21 protein-coding genes and 1 tRNA gene are annotated in these 26,111 nt (G+C 64.3%); 11 read left to right on the top strand and 11 right to left on the bottom strand.

Going from position 1 to position 26,111, the window contains the following annotated elements:
- The first annotated feature begins 55 nt into the window (after positions 1-55).
- The 4 genes from ACT7DK_RS08300 to ACT7DK_RS08285 all read left to right on the top strand — a co-directional run bounded on the left by ACT7DK_RS08300 (position 56) and on the right by ACT7DK_RS08285 (position 6,035).
- Complete coding sequence (locus tag ACT7DK_RS08300) at positions 56-955, top strand: LysR family transcriptional regulator (protein ID WP_445398133.1); 900 nt, start codon at positions 56-58, stop codon at positions 953-955.
- A 61-nt stretch (positions 956-1,016) separates the two neighbouring features.
- Positions 1,017-2,153, top strand: a complete 1,137-nt coding sequence (locus tag ACT7DK_RS08295; RefSeq protein WP_445398131.1) for a MalY/PatB family protein — start codon at positions 1,017-1,019, stop codon at positions 2,151-2,153.
- Between the two features lie 183 nt (positions 2,154-2,336).
- On the top strand, positions 2,337-3,314 hold the full coding sequence (locus ACT7DK_RS08290) for a TAXI family TRAP transporter solute-binding subunit (RefSeq protein ID WP_445398129.1): 978 nt from the start codon (positions 2,337-2,339) through the stop codon (positions 3,312-3,314).
- Between the two features lie 138 nt (positions 3,315-3,452).
- Positions 3,453-6,035, top strand: coding sequence for a TRAP transporter permease (locus tag ACT7DK_RS08285; protein ID WP_445398127.1), 2,583 nt, complete (start codon positions 3,453-3,455; stop codon positions 6,033-6,035).
- A gap of 51 nt (positions 6,036-6,086) precedes the next feature.
- Here ACT7DK_RS08285 and ACT7DK_RS08280 read toward each other — a convergent pair.
- A tRNA-Ser gene (locus tag ACT7DK_RS08280) sits at positions 6,087-6,177 on the bottom strand.
- A 218-nt stretch (positions 6,178-6,395) separates the two neighbouring features.
- Here ACT7DK_RS08280 and ACT7DK_RS08275 point away from each other — a divergent pair.
- From ACT7DK_RS08275 to ACT7DK_RS08265, 3 genes are all read left to right on the top strand, one after another.
- The gene (locus ACT7DK_RS08275; protein WP_445398125.1) at positions 6,396-7,055 is read left to right on the top strand and encodes a Bax inhibitor-1/YccA family protein; all 660 of its coding nucleotides are present in this window, start codon (positions 6,396-6,398) and stop codon (positions 7,053-7,055) included.
- Positions 7,056-7,178: 123 nt separating this feature from the next.
- On the top strand, positions 7,179-9,326 hold the full coding sequence (yccS, locus tag ACT7DK_RS08270) for a YccS family putative transporter (protein WP_445398123.1): 2,148 nt from the start codon (positions 7,179-7,181) through the stop codon (positions 9,324-9,326).
- Positions 9,327-9,352: 26 nt separating this feature from the next.
- A complete protein-coding gene (locus ACT7DK_RS08265; protein ID WP_445398121.1) occupies positions 9,353-9,682 on the top strand; it encodes a TusE/DsrC/DsvC family sulfur relay protein in 330 nt (109 codons plus the stop codon).
- Positions 9,683-9,732: 50 nt separating this feature from the next.
- Here ACT7DK_RS08265 and dedD read toward each other — a convergent pair whose 3' ends face one another.
- The 6 genes from dedD to ACT7DK_RS08235 all read right to left on the bottom strand — a co-directional run bounded on the left by dedD (position 9,733) and on the right by ACT7DK_RS08235 (position 16,754).
- Positions 9,733-10,458 carry a cell division protein DedD gene (gene dedD / locus ACT7DK_RS08260; protein ID WP_445398119.1) on the bottom strand — a complete coding sequence of 242 codons (726 nt, stop codon included), beginning with the start codon at positions 10,456-10,458 and terminating at the stop codon, positions 9,733-9,735.
- A gap of 9 nt (positions 10,459-10,467) precedes the next feature.
- Complete coding sequence (gene folC / locus ACT7DK_RS08255) at positions 10,468-11,727, bottom strand: bifunctional tetrahydrofolate synthase/dihydrofolate synthase (RefSeq protein ID WP_445398117.1); 1,260 nt, start codon at positions 11,725-11,727, stop codon at positions 10,468-10,470.
- The gene (gene accD, locus ACT7DK_RS08250; RefSeq protein WP_445398115.1) at positions 11,727-12,590 is read right to left on the bottom strand and encodes an acetyl-CoA carboxylase, carboxyltransferase subunit beta; all 864 of its coding nucleotides are present in this window, start codon (positions 12,588-12,590) and stop codon (positions 11,727-11,729) included. The genes folC and accD overlap by 1 nt, the downstream gene beginning before the upstream one ends.
- 213 nt (positions 12,591-12,803) lie before the next feature.
- A complete protein-coding gene (gene truA / locus ACT7DK_RS08245; RefSeq protein ID WP_445398113.1) occupies positions 12,804-13,607 on the bottom strand; it encodes a tRNA pseudouridine(38-40) synthase TruA in 804 nt (267 codons plus the stop codon).
- Positions 13,608-13,698: 91 nt separating this feature from the next.
- Positions 13,699-15,507 (bottom strand): FimV/HubP family polar landmark protein, encoded by a 1,809-nt coding sequence (locus ACT7DK_RS08240; RefSeq protein WP_445398111.1) that lies wholly within the window; start codon positions 15,505-15,507, stop codon positions 13,699-13,701.
- Positions 15,508-15,650: 143 nt separating this feature from the next.
- Positions 15,651-16,754 carry a 4-phosphoerythronate dehydrogenase gene (locus ACT7DK_RS08235; protein ID WP_445398109.1) on the bottom strand — a complete coding sequence of 368 codons (1,104 nt, stop codon included), beginning with the start codon at positions 16,752-16,754 and terminating at the stop codon, positions 15,651-15,653.
- A gap of 114 nt (positions 16,755-16,868) precedes the next feature.
- Here ACT7DK_RS08235 and ACT7DK_RS08230 point away from each other — a divergent pair, with 114 nt between their 5' ends.
- Positions 16,869-17,603: a phosphatase PAP2 family protein gene (locus tag ACT7DK_RS08230; RefSeq protein ID WP_445398107.1), complete on the top strand. Its 735-nt coding sequence runs from the start codon at positions 16,869-16,871 to the stop codon at positions 17,601-17,603.
- Between the two features lie 211 nt (positions 17,604-17,814).
- Here the strand turns inward: ACT7DK_RS08230 and fabB are convergent, their stop codons facing one another.
- Positions 17,815-19,029 carry a beta-ketoacyl-ACP synthase I gene (fabB, locus tag ACT7DK_RS08225; RefSeq protein ID WP_445398105.1) on the bottom strand — a complete coding sequence of 405 codons (1,215 nt, stop codon included), beginning with the start codon at positions 19,027-19,029 and terminating at the stop codon, positions 17,815-17,817.
- Between the two features lie 106 nt (positions 19,030-19,135).
- On the opposite strand from fabB, the gene mnmC reads away from it, so the two are divergent.
- Positions 19,136-21,127, top strand: coding sequence for a bifunctional tRNA (5-methylaminomethyl-2-thiouridine)(34)-methyltransferase MnmD/FAD-dependent 5-carboxymethylaminomethyl-2-thiouridine(34) oxidoreductase MnmC (gene mnmC, locus ACT7DK_RS08220; protein ID WP_445398103.1), 1,992 nt, complete (start codon positions 19,136-19,138; stop codon positions 21,125-21,127).
- Between the two features lie 109 nt (positions 21,128-21,236).
- Here mnmC and ACT7DK_RS08215 read toward each other — a convergent pair whose 3' ends face one another.
- Positions 21,237-21,731, bottom strand: a complete 495-nt coding sequence (locus ACT7DK_RS08215; protein ID WP_445398101.1) for a DUF922 domain-containing protein — start codon at positions 21,729-21,731, stop codon at positions 21,237-21,239.
- Between the two features lie 193 nt (positions 21,732-21,924).
- Here ACT7DK_RS08215 and corA point away from each other — a divergent pair, with 193 nt between their 5' ends.
- Positions 21,925-22,872 carry a magnesium/cobalt transporter CorA gene (corA, locus tag ACT7DK_RS08210; RefSeq protein ID WP_445398099.1) on the top strand — a complete coding sequence of 316 codons (948 nt, stop codon included), beginning with the start codon at positions 21,925-21,927 and terminating at the stop codon, positions 22,870-22,872.
- Positions 22,873-23,152: 280 nt separating this feature from the next.
- Here the strand turns inward: corA and nrdD are convergent, their stop codons facing one another.
- Both nrdD and nrdG read right to left on the bottom strand, forming a co-directional pair.
- Positions 23,153-24,928 carry an anaerobic ribonucleoside-triphosphate reductase gene (gene nrdD, locus ACT7DK_RS08205; protein ID WP_445398097.1) on the bottom strand — a complete coding sequence of 592 codons (1,776 nt, stop codon included), beginning with the start codon at positions 24,926-24,928 and terminating at the stop codon, positions 23,153-23,155.
- A complete protein-coding gene (nrdG, locus tag ACT7DK_RS08200; RefSeq protein ID WP_445398095.1) occupies positions 24,925-25,380 on the bottom strand; it encodes an anaerobic ribonucleoside-triphosphate reductase activating protein in 456 nt (151 codons plus the stop codon). The genes nrdD and nrdG overlap by 4 nt, the downstream gene beginning before the upstream one ends.
- A gap of 228 nt (positions 25,381-25,608) precedes the next feature.
- On the opposite strand from nrdG, the gene ACT7DK_RS08195 reads away from it, so the two are divergent.
- Entirely contained in the window at positions 25,609-26,070 is a 462-nt protein-coding gene (locus ACT7DK_RS08195) for a CreA family protein (RefSeq protein WP_445398093.1), read from the top strand.
- Positions 26,071-26,111 lie beyond the last annotated feature (41 nt).

The following is a 26,111-nucleotide window of genomic DNA, read 5'->3' as shown; positions in this document are numbered from 1 at the left end:
TGTGACTCAGAGGACCCTGCAGCACCGTCCTCTTGCGACAAGGAAATAAGCGGCCATGTATCGCCCCAAAAGCACGGTAGAGCAGTGGCGGATCTTTCAGGCGGTGGTCGACTGCGGCGGCTATGCCCAGGCTGCGGAAAAACTCAACAAGAGCCAGTCTTCCCTCAACCATGCCGTGGCCAAGCTGCAGCAGGGCCTGGGGCTGTCGTTGCTGGAGGTGAGGGGGCGCAAGGCCTACCTCACCCCCGAAGGCGAAGTCTTTCTGCGCCGCTCCCGCAAGCTGACCCAGGACATCGAGAGCCTGGAGCAGTTGGCCGACGTGCTCGCCAGTGGCTGGGAGCCGATCTTACGCATCGTGGTGGAAGCCTCCCTGCCCCGCCAGCCGTTGTATCAGGCCCTGTCCGACTTCGCTCCCCGCTCGCGCGGCTGCCGGATCCACCTGGTGGAGGCCCAACCCGCAGGCTGCCGCACCGTGGTGGCCAAGCAGGCCGCCGATCTGGTGTTCGCCTGCCGCGCCTTTCCCGGCGTGACCTGCCTGCCGCTGGCCAGTACCACCTATGTGCCCGTTTGCTCCCCCGACCATGCCCTGGCCCGTTTCGGGGAAATCAGCGCCCATGAGCTGGAACCCGAGCTGGAGCTGGTGCTGGCCGATGGCAGTGAGCAGGAAGAAGGCTGGGAGCGGGCGGAGCAGCGCTGGATCATCAACCACCTGCACGATGCCCTGTCCCTGCTGCGTCGCGGCATCGGTTTTGCCTGGCTGCCGCTGGAGGTGGTGACTCCCCTGGTCGAAGGCGGACATCTGCAACGGCTTCCCATGGTCAACCAGGCCCTGCGCAAACGCTTCACCCATCTGATCCTGCCGCGGGCCACGCCCCCCGGACCGGCCGCCAGCCTGCTGCTGACCCTGACCCGGCAGCACTACGGTGCCCACGAGAGTGCGGTCGCGGCGAGCTGAGCCTTGCCAGGGCAGGCAGCCTTCCTTATGCTGATGGCCCTGCATCTGATAAGGAACCCCCATGTTTGATTTTGATCAGTGGATAGACCGCCGCCCCACCCGCGCCCTCAAGTGGCTCAAGTACGAAGGTACCGACATACTGCCGATGTGGGTGGCGGATACCGAGTTCAAGGCACCGCCTGCGGTGATAGAAGCGCTGAGCGAGCGGGTGGAACACGGCATCTTCGGCTACAGCCGGCCCAGCCCGGCCCTGACCGAACTGATCATTCAACGCATGGCGGAGCGCTACAACTGGCGCATCGAAGCCGACTGGTTGGTGTACATGCCGGGGGTAGTGCCGGCCCTGAACCTGGCCTGCCAGACCTTCAGCGAGCCGGGCAGTGCCATCCTGACGCCCAAGCCGATCTATTATCCCTTCCTGCATGCCCCCGGCTTCCATGGCCGCAAGGCCGCCCACGTCGGCATGGTGGAAAAAGATGGCCGTTGGCTGCTGGATCTGGATGAACTCGACCGACAGGCGGAACACAGCAACCTGCTGCTGTTCTGCAACCCCCACAATCCGGGCGGCACCATCTATACCCGGGACGAGCTGCTGGCCATCAACGACGTTGCCAAGCGGCACGACCTGGTGGTTTGCTCCGACGAAATCCACTGCGATCTGCTGCTCGACGAAGGCAAGCCCCACCTTCCCTACGCCGCCCTGGACGAGGACGCCGCCAGCCGCAGCATCATCCTGATGGCGCCCAGCAAGACCTTCAATATCGCCGGTCTGTGCTGCTCCTTCGCCATCGTGCCCAACGCCGAGCTCCGCACCCGCTTTGTCCGGGCCGCCCGGGGCATCATGGCCGACGTCAACCTGCTCGGTTTCGTCGCCGCCGAAGCCGCCTACCGGGACGGCGACGACTGGTTGCAGGCGCAGCTGGCCTATCTGCGCCAGAACCGGGATCTGCTGGTGGAGCGGCTCAACCGGGTGCCGGGCGTCAAGGTGCTTGTCCCCGAAGCCACCTACCTGGCCTGGATCGACATCGGCGCCCTCCAGCTCGAGGATCCCATCGGTTTCTTCGAGCAGGCCGGCGTCGGCCTCTCCCCCGGCGGCCAGTTCGGCGGCAGCAATTTCGTCCGGCTCAACTTCGGCTGTCCCCGTCCCATGCTGGACGAAGCCCTGCACCGCATGATCGCCGCCATCGAGAGCCGCTGATCTCCACCTGGCCGGGTTGCGCCCTGCGCCCCGGCCTTCCCCGTATTTATCCACTTGAATCCATTTTTGTGCCCCCCGCTCCCCAATAAAACTCACGCCTTCAAATTTTTTGCTATCTTTGAACAGCTTACAGGTCAAAAGCGATTGGCCGACTGTTTACAGCCAAGACAAGGAAAAGGAACTATGTCGATCAAGAAAACCATGGGCAGCGCCGCTGCCGTTTTGGGGTTGAGCCTGGGTGCACCGGCGGCCATGGCGGCCGACCAAACGTTCATCACCATCGGCACCGGCGGCGTGACCGGCGTCTATTATCCTACCGGTGGCGCCATCTGCCGGCTGGTCAACCTGGGTCGGGCCGAGCACGGGGTGCGCTGTTCGGTGGAAAGCACCGGCGGCTCCGCCTATAACCTCAACTCCCTGCGCTCTGGCGAGCTGGAGGTGGGCGTCGCCCAGTCGGATCTGGAATATCAGGCTTATAACGGCGAAGGCACCTTCGCCGACCAGGGCAAGTTCGAGGATCTGCGCGCCGTCTTCGCCCTGCACGGCGAGGCGTTGACCATAGTGGCGCGCAAGGACGCCAATATCAAAACCTTTGAAGACCTTAAGGGCAAACGGGTCAATATCGGCAATCCCGGCTCCGGCCAGCGCGACACCATGGAGATCCTGCTCAAGGCCTACGGCTGGAGCCACGGCGACTTCAGCCTGGTGTCCGAGCTGCGCCCGGCCGAGCACGGTCAGGCTCTGTGCGACAACCGCATCGATGCCTTCGTCTATGTGGTGGGCCATCCCAACGGCTCCATCAAGGAAGCCACCACCGCCTGCGAAGCCAACCTGGTCAGCGTGACCGGCGAAGTGGTCGACAAACTGGTAGCCGACAACGCCTACTACCGCTACATCACCATTCCCGGGGGCGAATACGCCGGCGCCGACGAAGACGTGCAGACCTTCGGGGTAGGCGCCAACCTGGTGACCAGCGCCAAGGTGCCGGAGAACGTCATCTACGAGCTGACCAAGGCGGTGTTCGAAAACTTCGATCAGTTCGTACAGCTGCATCCGGCTTTCAGCAATCTTGAAAAGGAGCAGATGGTGAAGGACGGCCTGACCGCGCCCCTGCATGATGGTGCCCGCAAATACTTCAAGGAAGCGGGGCTGGTGGAATAACCACAGCCCCTGCCCATCTGGCGGGGAGCCCTTCCCTGCCGTTGCGCCATGGTGCCGGAAGGGCGGCCCGCCTGTGCGGGGTGCCGCCCTTTTGCCACGCGGACCCGCGCCTCATGGCGGGTATCGGAGGAGCCGTTCATGTCCCAACCTCAAGATAAGACCCGGCAAGAACTCGAAGATATGCTGGCCGCCGACACCGGTGCCCGTCACCCTTCCGGGTTCGGCCACTGGGTTTTGCTGCTGGTGCCCTTCGCCTGGACCCTGTTCCAGCTGTGGTATGTGTCGCCACTGCCGTTCATGCTGAACATCGCCATTCTGAACGACACCGAAGCCAGGGCCATCCACCTGGCCTTCGCCGTCTTCCTGGCCTTCACCGCCTATCCGGCGCTCAAGCGATCACCGCGGGATCGTGTTCCCGTGCAGGACTGGTTGCTGGCCCTGGCCGGCGCCTTCGCCGCCGCCTACCTGTTCCTGTTCTACCGGGAGCTGTCCACCCGCCCCGGGCTGCCGACCACCCAGGACCTGGTGGTCGGCTGCGCCGGCATGCTGTTGCTGCTGGAAGCCACCCGCCGCGCCCTGGGTCCTCCCCTGATGGTGGTGGCGGCGGTCTTCCTCGTCTATACCTTTGCCGGCCCCCATATGCCGGACGTCATCGCCCACCGCGGGGCCAGTCTCAACCGCATCATCACCCACCAGTGGCTGACCACAGAGGGGGTATTCGGGGTGGCGCTCGGGGTCTCGACTTCCTTCGTGTTCATGTTCGTGCTGTTCGGCTCCCTGCTGGAGCGGGCCGGCGCCGGCAACTACTTCATCAAGGTCGCCTTCTCCCTGCTCGGCCACATGCGCGGCGGCCCGGCCAAGGCGGCGGTGGTCTCCTCCGGCCTGTCCGGCCTGGTGTCCGGCTCTTCCATCGCCAACGTGGTCACCACCGGCACCTTCACCATTCCGCTGATGAAACGGGTTGGCTTTCCCGCCAGCAAGGCCGGTGCGGTGGAGGTGGCGGCCTCTACCAACGGCCAGCTCACCCCACCCATCATGGGGGCCGCCGCCTTCCTGATGGTGGAGTACGTGGGCATTTCCTACGTCGAGGTGATCAAGGCCGCCATACTGCCGGCGCTGATCTCCTACGCCGCCCTCCTCTACATCGTCCACCTGGAAGCGATCAAGGCCGGCATGAAACCGCTGCAACAGCGGCGCAAGGCCACGATACTGCAACGACTGCTCGGCGTCTTCACCGTCGTCATCGCCTTCATGCTGCTGTCGGCCGGCGTTTACTACGGCATCGGCTGGACCAAGACCCTGTTCGGCGCCACCGCCAGCTGGGTGTTGAGCGGATTGGCCCTGGCCGTCTACATCGCCCTGGTGGCGGTGGCGGCCCGGCTGCCGGAGCTGGCCATCGACGATCCCGACAATCCCGATATCCACATGCCCGAGCCGGGTCCCACCTTCAAGGCCGGCATCTATTACCTGCTGCCGATAGTGGTGCTGGTCTGGTGTCTCACCGTCGAGCGTCTCTCGCCGGGACTGTCCGCCTTCTGGGCCACCCTGTTCATGATGTTCATCGTGGTGACCCACAAGCCGCTCAAGGCGTTTTTTCGCCACCAGTCCGCCTGGAGCCAGCTGAGCCGGGAGGGGCTGGACGACCTCTTCCAGGGCATGGTCACGGGGGCGCGCAACATGATCGGCATCGGCGTGGCCACCGCCGCCGCCGGCATCGTCGTGGGCACCGTGACCCTGACCGGCATCGGCCTGGTGATGACCGAGTTCGTGGAGTTCATCTCCGGCGGCAACCTGCTGCTGATGCTGCTGTTCACCGCCGTCATCAGCCTGCTGCTAGGCATGGGGTTGCCCACCACCGCCAACTACATTGTGGTGTCCACCCTGATGGCACCGGTGATCGTCAACCTGGGTGCCCAGCACGGGCTCATCGTGCCGCTGATCGCCGTGCACCTGTTCGTGTTCTACTTCGGGATACTGGCGGACGACACGCCGCCGGTGGGGCTGGCCGCCTTCGCTGCCGCGGCCATCGCCAAGTCAGACCCGATCAGAACCGGCTTGCAGGGCTTCGCCTACGATATCCGCACCGCCATACTGCCCTTCATGTTCATCTTCAACACCCAGCTGCTGTTGCTGGGCATAGAAAGCTGGTGGGGACTGTTGCTGACCATACTGAGCGCGCTGGCCGCCATGCTGCTGTTCGCCGCCGCCACCCAGGGCTTCTGGCTGGTCAGGAGTCGCTGGTGGGAGACCCTGGCGCTGCTGCTGGTGGCCTTCACCCTGTTCCGCCCCGGCTTCTTCTGGGATCGGCTCTACCCGCCCATGGCGGAATATGACGGCACCGAATGGCGGGAAGTGGTGGAGGATCTCAGGCCTGCCGAGTCCATCATCATCCAGTTGGGCGGCACCAGCCTCTTTGGCGAGGCCGTCAACAAGGTGGTCAGGCTGCGCTTCGATGCCAGCCGCGCAGGTGCCGAGGAGCGGCTGGCCAGCACCGGTATCAGCGCGGTACGGGTAGAGGGGGACAAGGCCATCGTAGAGCGGGTGGACTTCGGCAGCCAGGCCGAGCGGCTGGGCGTGGATTTCGGTCTTGAGATAGTGGCGCTGCAACGTCCGGCGGACAGGCCGACCAAGGAATGGATGTTCATCCCCGCCCTGGCCCTGGCCGGCCTGGTCGCCTGGCTGCAGCGCAGAAGACAGGCCCGGGAAGGCCAGGTCGGATAGATCCGACAAGCAAAAACGCCGCCGAAGCAATGCTTCAGCGGCGTTTCAATCTGGCGGAGGAGGTGGGATTTGAACCCACGGTGGGCTATTAACCCACGCCGGTTTTCAAGACCGGTGCATTCAACCACTCTGCCACCCCTCCGACGGGCGACCATACTACTTCAGGGCCTTTCTTTTTGTAAACCGATAAATGCCGCCCCGGGCGCGAGTGGACACTAAATGGACAGAGGCCGTCCATTTCCCGGGGCAAGCCCTTGAATTCGGGCACGTAAAGCTCGACAACCGGGTCATATTATGTCCACAATGTACCCCATTATTCAGTGGTTCCATCCCTGTTTTAGACACAAAGGAGTCTGAACGATGCGATACAACAATACCCTGTCCCGTACCCAGACGGGCGCGCTGGAGACCAACAAGGTTCTGCGCAACACCTACATGCTGCTGGGCATGACCCTGGTGGTCGCCGCCCTGTCCGCCGGCGTCAGCGCCATGCTGGCCCTGCCCCGCCCGGGTCTTATCATCACCTTGGTCGGCTTCTACGGCCTGATGTTCCTCACCGAGCGCAACAAGAACAGCGGCCTGGGATTGTTGTTCATCTTCGCCTTTACCGCCTTCACCGGCTACACCATAGGCCCCATCCTCAACCATTACCTGAGCACCTCCTCCGGTACCGAGACCGTGATGCTGGCGCTGGGCGGCACCGCCCTGACCTTCCTGTCGCTGTCCGCCTACGTGCTGACCACCAAGAAAGACATGTCCTTCCTCGGCGGCATGATGATGGCCGGCTTCGTGGTGATACTGGTGGGCTTCGTGGCCAACCTGTTCCTGGCCCTGCCGGCCCTGAGCCTGGCCCTGAGCGCCCTGTTCATCCTGTTCTCGTCCGGCGCCATCCTGATGCAGACCAGCGCCATCATCCACGGCGGCGAGCAGAACTACATCTCCGCCACCGTGACCCTGTACGTGTCCATCTTCAACATTTTCCTCAGCCTGCTGCAACTGCTGGGCCTGAGCCGGGACTAAGCGTCCCCGTCTTGTCATCAAAAAAGCCCCGTCCGGGGCTTTTTTATTGGCGTTGGCGGCTGTGCTCCGGCCGCGACTTGGGTATGATTTGGGCTCGAGCCCCCATCCTGGTCAAAACGCAATATGTCGCCCGCTATCATCTGGCTCAGGCGCGTCTTTACCGACAGCCACTTCTTCTTCGCCCTCAAGGTATTGCTGGCCATGTCCAGCCTGCTGCTGCCCGGCTGGTGGCTGGGCCAGGTGCCCGCCGCCGTCACCCTGGCCCTGGGCGCCATGGCCGGCGCCCTGAGCGAGGTGGATCAGGATCCGAAAGGCCGGTTGCGCCACCTGCTGCTGAGCCTGCTGTGCTTCTTCGCCGCCATCAGCGGCGTCAGCTGGCTCATCGACAGCCCCTGGCTGTTCGGGCCCCTGCTGGTCTTCACCACCTTCGCCCTGGTACTGCTCGGGGCCTGGGGGCCCACCGCCGGCAGCCTCGGCTTCGGCACCCTGCTGGTGTCCCTCTACGCCATGCAGGGCCACGCGGACAGCCCCTCCTTCTGGTACCAGCCGTTGCTGCTCACCCTGGGAGCGGCCTGGTACGGCCTGCTGTCCTGGCTGGTGCTGCTGGCCTGGCCCTACAAACAGGTGCACGAGCAACTGGCCCAGTGCTACTTCGCCCTGTCCCGCTACCTGCTGGAGAAATCCCGCTTCTTCGACAGCCCCCAGGAAGAGCACCAGCAACTGCGCCACGGCCTGGCCCAGCTCAATATCCAGCTGGTGAACGCCCTGGAAGTCACCAAGCAGATGCTCAACCGCCGCATTCAGGGTCGCGACCGGCAGGACGCGGAGCTGGGCCGGCTGCTGGCGCTCTACCTGCTGGTGCAGGAGATGCACGAGCGGGCCGCCTCCAGCCACTATTCCTACCGGCAGCTCAACCAGGATCTCGACCAGGCCGACGTGCTGGCCGGCTACCAGACCCTGCTGGTGGAGCTGGGCGAGGCCTGCTACCGACTGGGCTATGCCATCCTCACCCACAACGCCTACCGGCACGGCAAACGCATCGCCTGGGAGCTGAGTGCGCTGCAGGATCAACTGGACTACAGCCACCTCAAACGCCACTACCCTCGCACCCTTTTGAGTCCGATGAAGTTCCTCACCCGCAACATGGAACACCTGCACCGGGCCCTGCTGCGGGCCGAGGCGCTGACCCGGCGGCAGACGCCGCCCGAGGCGGCGCCGGTCGAGCTGGCCCGTCCGCCGCGCCAGCCGTTCTGGCCCAAGCTCAAGGCGCTGCTGCATCCCAACTCCATCCTGTTCCGCCACGGGGTGCGCCTGAGCCTGTGCTTCGCCCTCGGCTATTCACTGATCGCCACCCTCGAGCTGGAGCGGGGCTACTGGATATTGCTGACCATCCTCTTCGTCTGCCAGCCCAGCTTCAGCGCCACCCGCAAGCGCCTGGCGCAGCGCACCCTGGGCACCATCGGCGGCCTGCTGGCAGGCATACCGCTGCTGTACCTCTTCCCCTCGGCCGGGGCCCAGATTGCCATACTGCTGTTGTGCAACTTCATCTTCTTCACCCAGGTCAAGGTCTATTACAGCTGGGCGGTGGGCTTCGTCACCCTCTTCGTGCTGCTGGCCTTCAACCTGCAGGGCAGCGGCCAGGAGCCGGTGTTCCTGCCCCGCCTGCTCGACACCCTGGCCGGCTGCGCCCTGGCCTTCGTGGCGGTGTGGTTCATCTGGCCCGACTGGCAGCGCCGCCATCTGCCCCGGCTGATGGCCGACGCCATGGCAGCCAACGCCGCCTACCTGGCCGCCATCGCCCGCCAGTTCGAGCAGGGGCGCAATGACGAGCTGGATTACCGGCTGCCGCGCAAGCAGGCCCACCTGGCCGACAACCAGCTGGCCCTGGCCTGGCAGAATATCCGGGTCGAGCCGGTGCCCAAGCACTGGCTCAACCTCTGTTTCGACATCGCCTACCGCAACCACGCCCTGCTGTCCTACCTGTCGACCCTGGGTGCCCACCGCATGCACTCCCTGGTACTGGCCGACACCCCGGTGCCGGAGCTGGTGGCCCGGCTCGAGGCCGCGGCCAAGGCCTTGCAGAGCGACGAGGAGCTGCCCGCCTATACCCCGCTGCCGGTGGCGGCCGCGGACAGCGACGATGAATGGGTGATCCTTACCCGCCAGTTGCTCGGCCACATCACCCTGCTGGTCAACGATCTCTACCAGCTGGCCCGGGGGTTTCGGGAGCAAACGCCGGCAGAGGATGCAGCGACCGGCCGTCTTGGGTAAGATGGCGGCCCAACAGAGGAGTCGTTATGTTTGAATTCGAAGGGCGGCTGATAGAAACCGACGCTCAGGGTTATCTGAAGCATCATCAGGACTGGCAGCCGGCCATGGTCGAGCGGCTGGCGGAGCAGGAAGGCATAGCGCTCACCCCCGAACACTGGGAGGTGATCCAGTTCGTGCGCGCCTTCTACCTCAAATACAATACCTCCCCGGCCATCCGGGCCCTGGTCAAGGCCATGGCCAAGGAGCTGGGCGAGGAAAAGGGCAACAGCCGCTACCTGTACCGGCTGTTTCCCAAGGGACCGGCCAAGCAGGCCACCAAGCTGGCCGGCCTGCCGAAACCGGTAAAGTGTATCTGAAGGCGATGCCGGGGCCCCTATCCAGGCGTCCCGGCTGCGCACTGCCGCTGTTATTGTGGCAACACTGTGCCCTTGAGCCCGGTCAGCCGTTCCAGCGCGCCCAGCTGTTGCTCCAGCCTCGGCTTGCTGTCGGGACCGACCCAGACCCGGTTCAGCTCGCCCTGGCGCGGCACCGCCGGGGTGGTCTGGGCCCGATAGCCGGCGGCGCGCAACTTGGCGACCAGGGCGTTGACATTGTCCGCGTTGCGGAATGCCCCCAGCTGGACGATGTAGTTGCCGCCGTGGGGCGGTACCTGCCGGGCCGCGGACTGCGGCGCCGGCTGAATAATGGGTGCCGGCTGGATGATGGGCGCCGGCTTGATCACCGGCGCCGGTTTGGGTGCCGGCTGGGCAGCCACCTGGGGCGCGGGTTGCGGAGCAGGTGCCGGGGCAGCGGGCTGGACCGCCGGTTGCGGGGCCGGTGCAACCGGCTGGGGCGCCGGCTGGGCCGCTACCCGAGGCTCGGCCTTGGGCGCCACCGGCGGGGCTTCCTTCATTTCTTCCAGGGTCCAGACCTCGGGCCTGGGTTCCGGCGCCGGCGGCTGGACCGCCAGCTCCTCGGCCGGTGGTGCCGTGACCGCCGGGCGGAGAGGCTCGAGTTCGGGCCGCAAGGGAATGCTCACCGCTTCATCGGGGGCCGCCTGCTGCTTGCCGTCCAGCAAATCGGGCAGAAAGATCACGCCCAGGGCCACCAGGATCACGGTGCCGACCAATCGATGCTGAAATTGTGTTGCCAAAGAAGCCTCTTATTCGCTTGCCGGTAGTTGAGCCTTGCTCGCCAACACCTCGGCCACCGTGTAGAAGGAGCCGAAGGCGATGACGATATCCTGTTCACCGCAGTCCGCCTGCGCGGCCTGCAGCGCCGCCCCGACCGAGTCGAAACATAGTCCGCCCGGCTGCAGCCGGGCCAGCTCGCCGGCGCCGGCGCCGCGCGGGCCACCCAGACTGGCCAGGTACCAGGCATCCACCAACGGCGCCAGCGGCGCCAGGCTGGCGGCGATGTCCTTGTCCTTGAGCATGCCCACCACCGCCAGCCGCCGGCCGGACACCGGCAGCGCCGCCAGCCGGCTGGCGAGGTAGGCCGCCGACTCGGGGTTGTGGGCCACGTCCACCCACAGCCGGGGCTCCAGCTGCTGCATACGTCCGCTCAGGCGGGCCTGGCGCAGGCCGGTGTGCACCGCCTCTTCTCCGATCCGGAAGGGCGACAGCGCCAGCACGGCCAGGGCGGTGGCCGCGTTCATCGGCGGCAGTGACGGCAACGGCAACCCCTCGAGCCGCCAGCCCAGCCCCTCGAAGGACCAGTGCCCGTCCTGCCGTGTCCAGTGGTAGTCCCGTCCGACGCAGGAAAGCGGTGTGCCGAGCCGCTCGGCATGGGCCAGCAGGCTGGCGGGCGGAGCCGGATCACCGCACACCGCCGGTTTGTCTGCACGGAAGATGCCGGCCTTCTCGAAACCGATGGCTTCCCGATCCGGCCCCAACCAGTCGGTATGATCGAGGGCGATGGTGGTGATGACGGTCTGATCCGAGGCCACCACATTGGTGGCATCGAGCCGCCCGCCCAACCCAACCTCCAGCAGCACCACCTCCGGCGCCGCTTCCCGAAACAGCCAGAGCGCGGCCAGGGTAGAGAACTCGAAATAGGTAAGCGCGGTATCGCCGCGAGCCGCCTCGACCGCGGAGAAAGCGGCACAGAAGTCCGCCGCGGCCGGGCTTTCGCCGTTGATACGCACCCGCTCCCGGTAGTCGAGCAGATGGGGCGAGGAATAGACCCCCACGCTGTGCCCGGCGGCACTGAGCATGGCCTCGAGCAGGGCACAGGTGGTGCCCTTGCCGTTGGTGCCAGCCACGGTGATCACATGACTCGGCAGCTGGAGCAGGCCGAGCCGTCCGGCCACCAGCGCCATCCGCTCGAGCCCCAGCTCGATATGGGCGATGTTAAGGCCTTCCAGAAAGGCAAGCCAGTCCTCGATGGACCGGCTTGAGATGACGTCGGTGGTGCGGCTCATCAGAACTCGGCCGGCTCCTGGTTCATCAGCTTGCCGATCAGGCCCGCCAGGCGAGCACGCATCTCGCGGCGATCGATGATCATGTCGATGGCGCCGTGCTCCAGCAGGAACTCGCTGCGCTGAAAGCCTTCGGGCAGCTTCTCGCGTACCGTCTGCTCGATGACCCGGGGCCCGGCGAAACCGATCAGGGCCTTGGGCTCACCCACGTTGACGTCGCCCAGCATCGCCAGGCTGGCAGACACCCCGCCCATGGTCGGGTCGGTCAGCACCGAAATGAAAGGCAGACCGGCCTGGGACAGGCGGTTGAGGGCGGCGCTGGTCTTGGCCATCTGCATCAGGGAGAACAAGGCTTCCTGCATGCGGGCACCGCCGGAGGCGGAGAAACAGACCAGGGCACGATTTTCCGCCAGGCAGGTTTCCACCGCCTTGACGAAGCGCGCGCCCACCACCGAGGCCATGGAGCCACCCATAAAGGAAAATTCGAAGGCACAGGCCACCACCGGCAATCCTTTCAGGGTGCCCTTGAGCACCACCATGGCGTCCTTCTCGTTGCTGGCCTTCTGGGCCGCGCTGATCCTGTCCTTGTATTTCTTGGAGTCCTTGAACTTGAGCACGTCCTGGGGCTCAAGCTCGGCGCCCAGCTCCTCACGGCCGTCCTGATCCAGGAACTTGTCCAGGCGCGCCCGTGCGCCGATGCGCATATGGTGATCGCACTTGGGGCAGACTTCCAGGTTGCGATCCAGCTCGGCACGGTACAGCACCTGCTCGCAATTGGTGCACTTGGTCCAGACCCCTTCCGGGATGTTGTGCCGACGCACACCGATGTTCTTGTTCTTGGGGAGAATTTTCTCAAGCCAACTCATGGAAATCCTTAGCGTATTGCATAGTTATCACGCAGTTTGATCAGGTTGGGCACCGCTGTCAACGGCATGGCGCCCGGGGCGCGGCGACGGGCCGGCCTGACAACCTCGATGGCCATGGGATCCCCGACGGAGGACAGGGGCCATTTTCCGGCTGGCATTAAACCATATAACTGCATGCAGGTTGATAAAAAACTGGAGCCGCCGACACTGGTCTTACCGCGATCCGACCAGGGTGTCGGGCAGCCAGAGTGGTCCCGGGGCCGCCCGGGGCAGGCCGAATTCCTCCGGATAATCCACCTCCACCAGATAGAGGCCGCCCGCCTTGGCGGTGACCCCGGCCAGGTTGCGATCCCGCCCCTCCAGCACCTCTTTGACCCAGGCAGCCTCGGCCTGGCCCATGCCCACCTGCAGCAAGGTGCCGGTGATATTGCGCACCATATGATGCAGAAAAGCGTTGGCCTTGATGTCCAGCACCACATAGTGGCCATGGCGCCGGACGTTCAGGTGCATCACGTTGCGGTAGGGGCTGTTCGACTGGCACTGCACCGCCCGGAAGGCGCTGAAATCCCGCTCACCCAGCAGGCACTGGCCCGCCTCGTGCATCTTGTCGGCGTCGATGGAGCCGGCATAGTGGCTGACGCCGCGGCCGTGGATGGCGGGCCTCATATTGTGGTTGAAGATGATGTAACGGTAGCGCCGGGCGGTGGCGCTGAAGCGGGCGTGGAAGTCCTCCCCTACCGGCTTGACCCAGCGCACCGCTATGTCCGGCGGCAGGTTGGCGTTCATGCCCAGGGTCCAGGCCCCGGCCGGGCGCTCGGCCTGGGTGTCGAAGTGCACCACCTGATTGGTGCCGTGCACGCCGGCATCGGTGCGTCCGGCACACTGCACCTCCACCGGATGATCGGCGATTTTTGAAAGGGCTTTTTCCACCTCTTCCTGGATGCTGGGGACTTCCCGTTGCCGCTGCCAGCCGTAATAGCGGCTGCCGTCATACTCTATGCCAAGGGCAATGCGCATAATCAGTTCCAAGGTCAAAAAGGACGGCAATTATACCCGTTGGCGCGGCAAATTGAAGAACCGGCTCCGGAGAGAGCCGGAGGAGGCAGCATTATCGTTTGGCCAGCCGCTGCAGCAGCTTGCGGGCATCGGCCTGTTGCTCGGCATTGCCCTGCTCGAGGGCCTCGTTGAGCAGTTCGCGGGCGCTGTCGATATCTTCTATCTCGATATAGGCCCGCGCCAGATCCAGTTTGGCGCCCATGCCCCCCTCGTCCAGATCGATATCGACCTGCTGGCCGCGTCCCAGCACATCGGCATATTCATCCAATTCCAGATCCAGCTTACGCTCGTAGTCCCGCTCCGGTCCCTCGCTGAGCTCCGCCTCTTCCATCAGCTTGTCCACCGACACATAGGATTCGGCGGCCTTCTCCCGCTGCGGGGACTCGGCCTCTTCCGGTGCCTCGACCGTCTCTGCAGCAACCGAATCGAAGAGCATCTCATCGATGTCATCGTTGGAAACCCGGTTTTTCCTGTCCCCTCCCATCGCCGTTTCATCATCGAACAGCATCTGCGAAAGATCTTCCGGCACCGCTTCGGGCTCGTCGGCCTGCGCTTCGGTCCCCTGTTGCAACTGGGTTTCCTGCTCTTCCCGTTCTTCCTGCAGCTGCAGCTGGGCTTCCTGCTCTTCCTGCAGCTGTTGTTCTTCCAGGAAACGCGCGAAAGCGTCCTCGTCGATATCCCGCTCGGTCGTTTTCGCCTCGGGCTCGGCAAAGGAGGAAGCCTGCGGAGATCCCGCGGGCTCGGGCTCGGTGGCAAACAACTGGTCGAAGTCGTTATGCTCCTCATCCATCACGGCCGAGGTGGTCTCGGCCAGCTCCCGCTCCTGCTCGGCCAACTCCCGCCTTATCCTGTTACGCCACCACAGGGTAAACAGCGCCAGCAGCAACAGCGCCGGCAGGGTCAGCACCAGGGCCAGGTTCAAGGGGTTGCGCAGCAATTCGTCGAACCAGCTTCCTGTCCCGCCAGGCAGATCCCGGCCACCGTCCCGCACCAGTTTCAATTCGTTGACTTCGGCCGTCAGCTGGCTCAGGCGCTGACGCAGCGCCTGGTTATTGTCGGCCAAGGCAGCCAGTTGCTCGTTGGACATCGCCACTTGCTCACGCAGTTCATCCATGAGACGGGTTTGCAGCTGAGCCAGTGCCACTTGCTCGGCCTGTTCCGGCGTCGAGGGTTCCGCACTCGCCGCCACGACAGGCGCGGCGACGAGGGGCTCACTCGGGGTTAGGGAAACGGTCGCCGCGGGAGGAGAGGCGACGACAGGAGCCGGCGCGGGCGCCGGCTTCGGCTCGCTCAACACGGTGGCCGGCCGGGCCGGCTCGGCTGGCTTGGGCACTGCCGCCGGTGCGGGCCTGGAAGCTGCCGCCGGCTGGCGGGTGACCTCGGGTCTGGGCGCCGTGGCCGCCCGGGTGACGCTACGATTGCCCTGCCGGCTCAGGCGCCGGAATTCGGCCTCCGCTTCGCGGGGCGAACGTTGCTGGGCCTGGGACTCGGTCGGCAGCCGCAGGGTGGCCCCCCGTTGCAGATAATTGACATTGCCCCGCACGAAGGCGTTGGGGTTGAGGTGATAGAGCGCCACCATGGTCTGCTGTACGGTGACCGGTGCCCGGGTATGGCGGGCGGCGATGGCCCAGAGGGTGTCGGTGCTGCGGATGGGGCCGTAGCGTCCCGGGGCGGTGGCGGTAGTCGGCGCCGGCGGCACTTGTGCAGCAGGGGCCGGCGATGCCGGTGACGCCCGCTGCTCCGGGGCGGATGATTCGGGGCCTCTCAGCTCGATATAGAACTCACCCTGGGCGAACGAAGGTACGGAGCAGGCCAGCCACAAGGCCAGACCGAAACTAAGCTGTGGTCTGAGTCGTATCATTGCGTATGTTATATCCTTTTCCTGACTCTTCACCGGGTAACCCGGCCGTCTTGGCTAGCCATGGCACAAGTGTAGAAAAAAACAGTGCCAATAGGAACTTATCTATCCGTCATCTCACTCAATGCTCTATCGGCAGCCGCGCTTCAGGCTTTAAACCCCAATTCGTCGGCGGCCACGTCCGCCCCCAGCAATTGCAACGAACCCAGTTCACGCCGCTGGGGATAGTCCTTGCGCAGCCGGTCGAAGAAACCGGGCTGGCCCAGGGCCCCACGAAAGGCCACGTCATCCTGCTCGATGTCGTAAACCAGCCGCACCAGGCGTTCGAGCAGCACCTGATCCGGTGCTCCGGCCAGGGTCACGGTTTGCACCGGGGCAGCCGGCAGCAACCGTTCAGGAGCGATGTCCATCACCCTCCCCTGCTGGGCACACAGGGCCTGGTAAAGGGCGAAGGTACCCCTGACCTTGCCCTCCAGGCTGTAACCGGCGATATGCGGTGTGGCAAGCAGGACATGGGGCACCAGGGAGGCCAGCACCTCGGGCTCGTGCTCCCACACATCCATCACCAGGGTCAGGGGCGCCGACCCCAGTTGCCGCTGCAACAGCACCCGGTTATCCCACACGTCCCCCCGGCAGGCGTTGATCAGCACCTGCTCCGCGTGCAGCCCCCCGATCACGGCCTCATCGAGCAGGTGCCAGGTGGCATGGGGGCCGGTCCGGGTCAGCGGCACGTGAAAACTGACGACATCGGCGCGTAAGGCCTGCTCAAATTCGACAAAAGCCGTCGGATCCCGTTCGGCCAGGAAGGGGTCGCACAGCTGCACCCGCATACCCAGTGCCCGGGCCCGTCCGGCCACCTCGGACCCGGTATTGCCGGCACCGATCACGGCCAGGGTCTTGCCGGCGAGTTGCCAGCCCTTATGGTTCGCCACCCGCAGCAGGGCCGCCAGCACATAGTCGCCCACCGCCACCTTGTTGCAGCCCGGCGCACTGGCAAAACCGATGCCGCGGCGGGCCAGCAGGGCGGTGTCCACGTGGTCGCAGCCGATGGTGGCGGTGCCCACGAAGGCCAGCCGCTCGGCCTGGGCCAGCAGGGCCTCGTCCACCCGGGTGATGGAGCGTACCAGCAGTACATCCACATCCCGCAGCTGCTCGGGCCGGATAGCCCGGCCGGGGCAGGTCACCACCTCGGCCCAGTCGCCAAACAACTCCTGCACGAAGGGCATATTTTCATCGGCCAGCAATTTCATCGGTTACCTCCTTGAACGGCCCAGGCATTGTACCCCGAGTCGCCCGGGGCTTCAGCTGTAATCCGCTCGTGCTTTTGCTAGACTCGCCGCTTTGCCGTGATTCGACCTCCATCCATGACTCTGAAGCTACTCTTTGGCGTGCTGGCCATACTGGTCCTGCCCGTCGCCGTCGCCAGCCTGGGCTACCACTGGCATTGGCACTGGTTCCCCCTGCTGGAGCTGGACGATCCCCCCGCCCTGGTCGCCTACGGCCTGACCCTGTCGGTCGGCTCGGCCGGCATCATCATCACCCTGGTGCTGCTGAGCGCCCTCACCCTGCATCGCTGGCGCCTCCGCCCCGGCCAGTTTCTGGTGTTTTTTCTCTGCCTGATGACGGCCCTGGGGGGCGCCTTCGTGACCAAGACCCTGGCCAAACAGTATTTCAAGGAGCCCAGGCCCTATGTGCTCTGGCTGGAGGAGCAGGGCAAGATCGACAGCGGCAGCTTCTATGCCCAGAGGGAGTCGGTGCGCGAGCAATGGCTGGCCGAGGGCCTGAGCCGGGTGCCGGAGCAGCAGATCCCCGGCTGGCTCAAACTGCACTGGCAGGAAGAGGTGACTTACTCCTTCCCCTCGGGCCATTCCATCGCGGCCATGACCATCGCGGCCTTCTTCTGCCTGCTGCTGGCCTACCGCCGTGCCTCGCCCTGGTTGGTCGGCCTCCTGGCCGGCTGGGCGGTGGCGGTCTGCTACTCCCGCCTGCTGCTGGGCCTGCACTGGCCCGCGGATATCCTGGCCAGCAGCCTGCTCGGCTTTCTGTTCGGCGCCCTCGGCGCCTGGGGCTTTATCCGCTGGGACCGGCGGAAGCTGTAAGCGTGAAGATAGCTGGAAAGAACGCCGTCGCTGTTGCAGACCGCTGACCAACCTTCAGATTCTGTTGTCACTCCCGCGAAGGCGGGAGTCCAGTGCAATATCTCATGGACCTCCGCCTTCGCGGAGGTGACCACTATTGAACAAAGTGCCAAAGGGAAAACAAAAAGGGCGCCGAAGCGCCCTTTTTCCATTTCAGCCCTTGGGGTTCAAATCAGCCCTTGTACTTGCTGAACACCAGGCTGGCGTTGGTGCCGCCGAAGCCGAAGCTGTTGGACATCACGGTGTCCAGCTCGGCTTCCTTATATTCGGTGACGATGGGCAGGCCCTTGGCCTTCTCGTCCAGCTCGGAGATATTGATGCTGGGAGCGATGAAGCCGTGCTCCAGCATCAGCAGCGAGTACACCGCTTCGTGCACGCCGGCGGCGCCCAGGGCGTGGCCGGTCATCGCCTTGGTGGCGGAGATGTAGGGAGCCTCGGTGCCGAACAGGCCGTGGATGGCCTCCAGCTCCTTGACGTCGCCCACCGGGGTGGAGGTGCCATGGGTGTTGACGTACTGCACCGGGTTCGGGGCCGTGGCCATGGCCTGCTTCATGCAGCGCACCGCGCCTTCACCGGACGGGGCCACCATGTCGTAGCCGTCGGAGGTGGCGCCGTAGCCGGTGATCTCGGCGTAGATCTTGGCACCGCGCTTCAAGGCGTGCTCCAGCTCTTCCACCACCACTATGCCACCGCCACCGGAGATAACGAAACCGTCACGACCGGCGTCGTAGGTGCGGGAGGCCAGCTCCGGGGTGTCGTTGTACTTGCTGGACAGGGCGCCCATGGCGTCGAACTGCAGCGCCAGGGTCCAGTCCACCTCTTCGCCGCCACCGGCGAACACGATGTCCTGCTTGCCCATCTGGATCTGCTCCAGGGCATGGCCGATGCAGTGAGCCGAGGTGGCGCAGGCGGAGCTGATGGAATAGTTGATACCCTTGATCTTGAACGGGGTGGCCAGGCAGGCGGAGGTGGTGGAGGACATGGTGCGCGGCACCATGTAGGGACCGACCCGCCGCACGCCTTTTTCCCGCAGGGTATCGCAGGCCTCGATCTGGTTCTTGGAAGAGGCACCGCCGGAGCCGACCACCAGACCGGTACGCTCGTTGGATACCATGGACTCGTCGAGCCCGGCGTCGGCAATGGCCTGCTCCATGGAAAGATAGGCAAAGGCGGCGGCATCGCCCATAAAGCGCATGACCTTGCGATCGATATGCTCGGCCGGGTTCAGCTTGATGTTCCCCCACACCTGGCTGCGCAGGTTATAGTCCGCAAACTGCTGGGAGAAGCTGATACCGGAGCGGCCCGTCTTGAGGGAAGCCAGAACCTCTTCCTTGTTGTTGCCAATGCTGGACACCACACCGATACCGGTAATGACTGCTCTTCTCATCTATCTTTACCTACTGTCTTGATTTGGCGCCAATTCTAACCACAAAACATGGTCAAACTGGTCTGCTTTCACATAAAATGACCGCTTTTACGGCCCCGGAGGTTCAGTGTCACCCCACTTCATCACGACCGCTCGCCTGGATTGGAACGACCAGGGCACACCGGTCGCCGCCGCGTTCGACGATGTCTACTTTTCCAACGACAACGGCCTGGCCGAAACCCGCTATGTGTTTCTCGGCCAGAACGGCCTGCCGCAACGTTTCGTCGACCATGACCGCGCCCTGTTCGTGGTGGCCGAAACCGGCTTTGGCACCGGCCTCAACTTTCTGGCCACCTGGCAGGCCTTCATCGACTATCGTCGGCAACATCCGCAAGGTAACGCCCGGCGCCTGCACTTCATCAGCGTGGAAAAGTATCCGCTCTCCCACGCCGATCTGCGACAGGCCCTGAGCCAGTGGCCAGAGCTTAGCACTTTAAGCGAACATTTGTTAGCTGAATATCCGCTGGCCGTCGGCGGCTGTCACCGGCTGTGGCTGGCGGAGGACGTCTGCCTGGATCTGTGGCTGGGGGACGTGGCCGAACTGCTGCCCCAGATGGAAGCCGGCCTGCTCGGCACGGTGGATGCCTGGTACCTGGACGGCTTCGCCCCCAGCAAGAATCCCGAGATGTGGACCCCCGAGCTGTTCCGGGAACTGGCCCGGCTGGCCAGGAACGGCGCCACCCTGGCCACCTTTACCGCCGCCGGTTTCGTCCGCCGGGGACTGCAGGAGGCCGGCTTCGAGGTGGCCCGGGTCAAGGGCTTCGGCCGCAAGCGGGAAATGCTGGCCGGACACCGCCGTCCCGACATCCGCGCCCCCTACCCTACCCCCTGGTACTGGCGCCGCCCCGGCCGGGGCACCCATACCGCCATCGTCGGCGCCGGCGTGGCCGGGGCCGCCCTGGCTCATGCTCTGACCCGGCGCGGCCACAGGGTGACCCTGCTGGAGCAGGCCGCCGAGCCCGCCGCCGGCGCCTCGGGCAATCGCCAGGGCGCCATCTATCCGCTGCTGAACGGCGAACACGACAGCCTGAGCCGCTTCTTCCTGCAGGCCTTCCTGTTCGGCCGTCGGGCGCTGCCGGCCCTGGCCGGGCGCCGGCCCTTCCCCCACCATTGGTGCGGAGTGGTGCAGCTGGCCCACGACGACAAGAGCGGCGCCAAAATCGCCAAACTGCTCGAAGGCCCCTTTCCCGAGGCGCTGGTGCACGCGCTCGATGCCGACGCGGTCAGGGATACCACCGGCATCGAGGCCGAACTCCCCGGCGTGCTCTACCCCCTGGGCGGCTGGGTCTGCCCCTTCGAATTGACCCGGGCCCTGCTGGCCGAGGCGCAGTCGAGCGGCCTGCTCGATTGTCACTTCAATACCCGGGTTACCGCGCTGAGCCGCGATGGCCACCGCTGGCACCTGAATACCAGCGGTGACGACTTCCATGCCGACAATGTGGTGCTGGCCAACGGCCATGAAGTCACCTCCCTGCCCCAGGCCGAGACACTCGCCCTGTATCCAGTACGGGGCCAGGTCAACCACCAACCCACGGCACCGCAGCTGGCGCCACTGAGGACGGTGGTCTGCTACGAGGGCTACCTGACCCCGGCCTGGCAGGGACAGCACTGTGTCGGCGCCAGCTATGGCCGCCAGCAAACCGGGCTGGACTACCGCCCGGCCGAAGAGCAGGACAACCTGGACAAGTTGCTGCGCACCCTGCCCGCCCTGCAGGGGCTGGCGGCACAGGCCGGCGCCGGCCGGGTAGGCATCCGCGCCGCCTGCCGGGATCACCTGCCGCTGGCCGGCGCCGTCCCGGACAAGCCCGCCCAGTTGGCGCAGTACCGCGGCATGCACCAGAAGCCCGGCCAGGCCCTGCCGCTGGCGGCGGATCATGCCGGTCTCTATGTGCTGTCGGGGCTGGGTTCCAGGGGGATGTGCTCGGCGCCGTTGCTGGCGGAATTGATGGCCGCCCAGCTGCTGGACGAGCCCTACCCGCTGGCACGTGAACTGCTGGCGGCGCTCAATCCCAACCGGCACTGGCTGCGCAAGCTGCAAAAGGGCAAGGCGGTAGACTGAACGCCTTTCCTTGTACAGAAGCGGACTGCTACGGAGCCGAGCGCACCGCTCCCGTCTCGCCGGCAGGCTGCCGCCCTTGAAATCGCAGCTACAGCGGAAATGGAAGAAACTATTGCGGGCGAATCAGTCCCAGGTTACGACCGTAATCGTTCTGCTGCTGAAAATCCCGCAGCAGGGTTTGGGCGATGTCCAGCTGGTGATAACCGACGTTGTCCGCCACCCGGCGCAGTTGCTCGCAGCTCGGCTGGGGAGCTATCTCGAACAGGGAACGCTCCAGCCACTCCGCCGCCAGCAGGGCCCGCTCCCGCACCAGCCGCTCGTAGGCAGTGAGGGCCAGGCGATAGTTCTGCCATTCCGGCGTTTGCGGCCACTCCAAGGGCTCGGTAACGGTGGCGGTGAGCGACACCAGCACCTGGGCCGGCAGGCAGCCCTGCTCGGCCTCCTGTCCCGACAGCTGCCAGGACAACCGGTAATCCACGTCCGCCAGGCTCGGCTCCAGCGCGCTCGAGCCGTAGACATCCACCGTCTGCCGGGCCTTCAGGGCCATCTCGGCGGCCACGGGCGTGGCCAGCAACAACATCAAGATACAACAGATTCGCTTCACGGCGGCTCTCCGGTGGACAGTCCTCAAGGCAGGGCTCTGCCTCATTATAGGCCTCTCGCAAGGTCAAGTCATTTGAGTCTACCCTTAGCGGGAGGAAAATTAATGCTATCGCCACCTTCGGGACGGGGATGACCTGACATCCGCCGCCCGCCCCTATATAGTGCGGCTAATGCTTATTGGTTGGAGAGCTGTCATGATCACAGCCTATACACTGCACGGAAAATCCCTGGCCATTCAGCCGCTCGACCTGGAGGACAAGCTGCCGCCCAACACCCTGTGGCTGGATATCCTCAAGCCCGACGAGCAGGAACAACACTGGATGAAACAGCTGTTCGTCGAGGAAGTGCCCGAGCTCGACGAGCTGGACGACATCGAGGCCTCGGCCCGCTTCTACCGGGACAAGGACGGCCTGCATATCCACTCCCTGTTCCCCCAGCGCCTGGGCAAGGAAATCGACGGCATCAACGTGCTCTTTACCCTGCGCAACAACCTGCTGATCAGCTTTCGCGAGGACGATCTGGGGCTGATGCGACTGCTGCGCCACTACATGCGCCAGGACCGGCTGGAAGTGGAAGACGCCCCGGATCTGCTGCTGGAAATCTTCCAGCTCAAGATAGAGTACATTTCCGACCTGATCGAGGATGGCTACAAGACCCTGGAAGACACCGCCAAGGAAGTGCTGCAGGTGGACGATCTGCACAAGACCATGTCGGATCTGATGCTGCAGGAAGACGGCAACGGCCATATCCGCCTGGCGCTGTACGATACCCGCCGCGCGCTGCGCTTCCTCAAGCGTTCGCTGCGTCAGAACGCCAGTGACGAGCAGCGCAAGTGGATCGACGAGATGCTCTACGACATCGAGTCGCTGCTGCCCCACACCCAGTTCCTGTTCGACAAGATCAACTTCCAGCTGGAAGCGGCCATGGGCTTTACCAGCCTGGAGCAGAGCAAGGTGATCAAGATTTTCTCGGTGGCCGCGGTGGTATTCCTGCCGCCGACGCTGATCGCCAGCATCTACGGCATGAACTTCGAGATCATGCCGGAGCTGGGCTTCGATTACGGCTACCCCATGTCGCTGGTGATGATGCTGATGTCCGCCTGCGGCACCTACTACTTCTTCAAGCGCAAGGGCTGGCTGTAACAGCCTGTTTGAGATCTGCTGTACTCGGCCAAAATGTACTACCCTGCCGACACGCCATAAAATAGGGCACTCGCCGTTGCGGCCTGCTGCGAACATTCACTGGATGTTCGGTCAGGCCGAAATGGCTCGTCACGGCGAGCAAGCTCGCCCCATGTACGCTCTCCGTTCATCCCTGAAACAGAAGGTCGGCAGAGCAACTCCCTTTGCCCTCCCCATCCGCGCCGGTGTTGCCTGCGGGTACAACCATCAGACGGCACCGGGCTGGAAAGAGGCAAGAGGATTACCGGTGGTAGAAGCGCCGGCCGTGCTCGGCCCGGCGGCCGGCGCTGAAGGCCGACACCCGCTTCAGGTAGCCGATCACCCGGGTAGCGTGATCGATATTCTCGCTGCCGCACTGCCCGCACGCCCAGTCGGTATGCTTGCTGATATGGCCGCAGTCGTTGCACAGGGTGCTGCGCACGTTGACGGTGAAATAATGGCAGCCGGTGCTGGCGGCGATGCGGTAGAGCTGCAGGTAGCCTGCCCTGCTCAGGTGCTCGTCCAGGTTGAGGTGCAGCGCCGATCCGCCGTCCAGGTATTGCACCAGATCCCGGCCGTGCAGCACGAACTTGTCGAGCACCTGGGTCCCCTCCTCGTCTTCCACCACATAGAAGTAGGAGTTGTAGCAGTCCCGCGGCACCACATAGCCGTCGGCCCTGTCCCACTTGGCGTTCTTCACCCCCAGGTTTTCCGCCGGCACAAACTCGGTGTTGAACAGGTAGCCGTACTCCTGCCGCGCCACCCGGTTGGCGTCGTAGATGATCTTGAGCCGCTCGCTGACAAAGCGCTGGTAGTCGGGGTTGTTGCCGACCTGGATACCCCGGTACTCTGCCGCCTCCACCATGCCGTTGATGCCGATGGTGAGGAACTGCTTGTCCAGGCTGATAAAGCCGGCGTCGTAGACGGTGAGGATGCCGTTTTCCAGGAAGTCCTCCATCAGCCGGCGATAGGCCACCTGATAGCGCTGGATTTTGTGGATCTCGGTCAGCAAATCGCGGCCGTCCTGCTCCAGCCGGTTCATGTTGAGGGTGATGACGTTGATCGAGCCGGTGGCCACCCCGCCCGCCCCCAGGGTGTAGGAGAAGGTATGATCGCTCACCTCGTTGCGCAGCCGGCAGCAGGAGGCCAGGGAGTCGGCGCTGTCCGACATGTAGATGAAGAAGCTGTTGCCCCGGCTCATCTGCCCGGCGCACAGCTCGGCGAAGGCCTCATCGGCGGGGGCGCCGTCCCGGGTCAGCATGGCGGCGGTCACCACCGGGAAGGTCAGCACCGCCTTGCGCCGCTCTTCGTTGAACCAGTCGAGGAAATGAGCCTGCAGCCGGAACACCGACTCGGCCTCGGGCCGGCTGCCGTCGGGGAAGACGAAAAACTCGAACATGGTGTTGAAATAGTCGCGATCGAACAGGGAAATATTCCAGAACACGCTCTGGTAGCCCCTGGCCGCCGCCGGCTGGTTGATGGCGTAGACCACGTGCTGCAGGTGATTGTTGATGGCGTGGGCATGCTCGGTGAGGTAGTCGTCGCCGTAATCCTTGCGGGCGAAATAATCGAAGTAGGTCAAAAACTCCACGGTGGCGACGGCGCCGGCGAACTGGGCGCTGATGGCGAACACCAGGTTGACGAAGGCGCCACAGAAGGACTCCAGGTGCCGGGGCGCCTGGCTCTCGCCGCCGAGCCGGGTCAGGCCGTCGAGCAGGAAGGGGTACATGGTGATGGACACGCAATAGGGCTTGAGGCTGGTTTCATCGTGCACGTAGATCTCGTGCTGCTCGATTTGCCGCTCGTACTCGGTGGCGAGATCGGCGCCGAACAGCTCGGCGATCTTGTTCTTCACCAGTCCCCGGTTGACCTGCACAAAAAAGTCCTTCATCAGCTCCGCCTCGGCGGTGGCGATGTTTTTCTGGGTCACGTTGGCATTGGGATCCATCTTGGAGCCATCCGCCGCGTTGGACGCCTTCATGTAAGCGTTGAAGCTGTCTACCTTGGCGCGCAGCTGCTCCGGGTGCAGACGTATCATGACCTTCTCCAAAAAGTGTGATTGAGCGATTCACCCGTGCTCAGGCAAATCAGCCGTTGGTTAGTGTCTCTGGAGTCGAGACCGCCGAGCTCGGCCCGCCAGGGGCCCGTCTTGAGGTAGTCGAGCTCGGCCAGCAGCGCCCGGCCCACCCGCTCCCGCCCGGTATAGAGGCAGGTCTTGAGTCCCTGCCGCCGTACCTGGCGCAGCAGCGCCAGCAGCGCCTCCCGGTCCCATTCTCCACCGAAAAACAACACACAGGTCAGCAGGCCCCGATAACGCTCCAGCCAGCCCTGCAGCCGCTCGCCGGTGAGCGGGCTGCCCGCTTGCGGGTCCCAGCTGTCGCGGCTGTGGCAGCCCGGGCAGGCCAGGGGGCAGCCGGTCACCAGCCAGGCCAGGCTAACCTCGCCGGGCACTTCCTGCAGTACCACCCTGGGTTCGAAGGCATTGAGCATCACTCGCACCAAACACTATATGTTGTGTGACAATGCTAGATACAAACACCATATATTGGAATACGCCCGTCCCAGGATAGTCCTTTTCCCTGATCTGGATCAGGCTTCGAACAATAAGGTACATATGAAATGTTTATTAAAAGATAGGGAGCGGAGATGGCACCGGACGGGGCTTTGTGTTATCACACCCGCTAACAAGCAGACAGGTACGATGACAAGGGGCCCGGAATGCGGAGCAGGATCACCATGGCGGGGCTCGTCGTCCTCGCCCTTAGCGGTTGCGACAACAATGAAGTGGGCGATGTCTCCCTCGGGGTATTCACCACCAAGGACATCAAGATAGAGGTACTTACCGACCCGGTGGTCAGCGGGGTGACCTGCCATATCTCCAACGTAGTGGCGGATCTGAGCCTGGCGGATCCTTCCGACATGTCGATCAGCTGCCGCCAGACCGGGGAGATCACCCCCGGAATGATAGCGGCGGTGGACAAGTCCAAGAGCGGCGATATCGTGTTCAAGAAGTCGAAAAGCATCTTCCTGAAAAGCCTGAAGATCCGCCGTATCTACGACGAAGCCAGCCAGAGCCTGCTGTACGTGGCCTACAGTACCAAGGAAACCGAAGGCAGCTTCAAGCACTCCCTGTCGACCGTGCCCTTGTGGGATACCGCCGCGTATCAGGCGAAGCCCTAGCCGGAAGCCGGAAGCCGGAATCCAGGCAGGCTCTCACTTCC

It is taken from the genome of Zobellella sp. An-6 (genome assembly GCF_052487945.1).
This window is presented reverse-complemented; position numbering and strand designations above follow the sequence as displayed.

What these genes read in the sequence shown, in the direction of transcription:
- ACT7DK_RS08300 (WP_445398133.1), top strand. Translation starts at nt 56, where the DNA reads ATGTATCGCCCCAAAAGCACGGTAGAGCAGTGGCGGATCTTTCAGGCG.
- ACT7DK_RS08295 (WP_445398131.1), top strand. Translation starts at nt 1,017, where the DNA reads ATGTTTGATTTTGATCAGTGGATAGACCGCCGCCCCACCCGCGCCCTC.
- ACT7DK_RS08290 (WP_445398129.1), top strand. Translation starts at nt 2,337, where the DNA reads ATGTCGATCAAGAAAACCATGGGCAGCGCCGCTGCCGTTTTGGGGTTG.
- ACT7DK_RS08285 (WP_445398127.1), top strand. Translation starts at nt 3,453, where the DNA reads ATGTCCCAACCTCAAGATAAGACCCGGCAAGAACTCGAAGATATGCTG.
- ACT7DK_RS08275 (WP_445398125.1), top strand. Translation starts at nt 6,396, where the DNA reads ATGCGATACAACAATACCCTGTCCCGTACCCAGACGGGCGCGCTGGAG.
- yccS (WP_445398123.1), top strand. Translation starts at nt 7,179, where the DNA reads ATGTCGCCCGCTATCATCTGGCTCAGGCGCGTCTTTACCGACAGCCAC.
- ACT7DK_RS08265 (WP_445398121.1), top strand. Translation starts at nt 9,353, where the DNA reads ATGTTTGAATTCGAAGGGCGGCTGATAGAAACCGACGCTCAGGGTTAT.
- folC (WP_445398117.1), bottom strand. Translation starts at nt 11,727, where the DNA reads ATGAGCCGCACCACCGACGTCATCTCAAGCCGGTCCATCGAGGACTGG.
- accD (WP_445398115.1), bottom strand. Translation starts at nt 12,590, where the DNA reads ATGAGTTGGCTTGAGAAAATTCTCCCCAAGAACAAGAACATCGGTGTG.
- truA (WP_445398113.1), bottom strand. Translation starts at nt 13,607, where the DNA reads ATGCGCATTGCCCTTGGCATAGAGTATGACGGCAGCCGCTATTACGGC.
- ACT7DK_RS08240 (WP_445398111.1), bottom strand. Translation starts at nt 15,507, where the DNA reads ATGATACGACTCAGACCACAGCTTAGTTTCGGTCTGGCCTTGTGGCTG.
- ACT7DK_RS08235 (WP_445398109.1), bottom strand. Translation starts at nt 16,754, where the DNA reads ATGAAATTGCTGGCCGATGAAAATATGCCCTTCGTGCAGGAGTTGTTT.
- ACT7DK_RS08230 (WP_445398107.1), top strand. Translation starts at nt 16,869, where the DNA reads ATGACTCTGAAGCTACTCTTTGGCGTGCTGGCCATACTGGTCCTGCCC.
- fabB (WP_445398105.1), bottom strand. Translation starts at nt 19,029, where the DNA reads ATGAGAAGAGCAGTCATTACCGGTATCGGTGTGGTGTCCAGCATTGGC.
- corA (WP_445398099.1), top strand. Translation starts at nt 21,925, where the DNA reads ATGATCACAGCCTATACACTGCACGGAAAATCCCTGGCCATTCAGCCG.
- nrdD (WP_445398097.1), bottom strand. Translation starts at nt 24,928, where the DNA reads ATGATACGTCTGCACCCGGAGCAGCTGCGCGCCAAGGTAGACAGCTTC.
- nrdG (WP_445398095.1), bottom strand. Translation starts at nt 25,380, where the DNA reads ATGCTCAATGCCTTCGAACCCAGGGTGGTACTGCAGGAAGTGCCCGGC.
- ACT7DK_RS08195 (WP_445398093.1), top strand. Translation starts at nt 25,609, where the DNA reads ATGCGGAGCAGGATCACCATGGCGGGGCTCGTCGTCCTCGCCCTTAGC.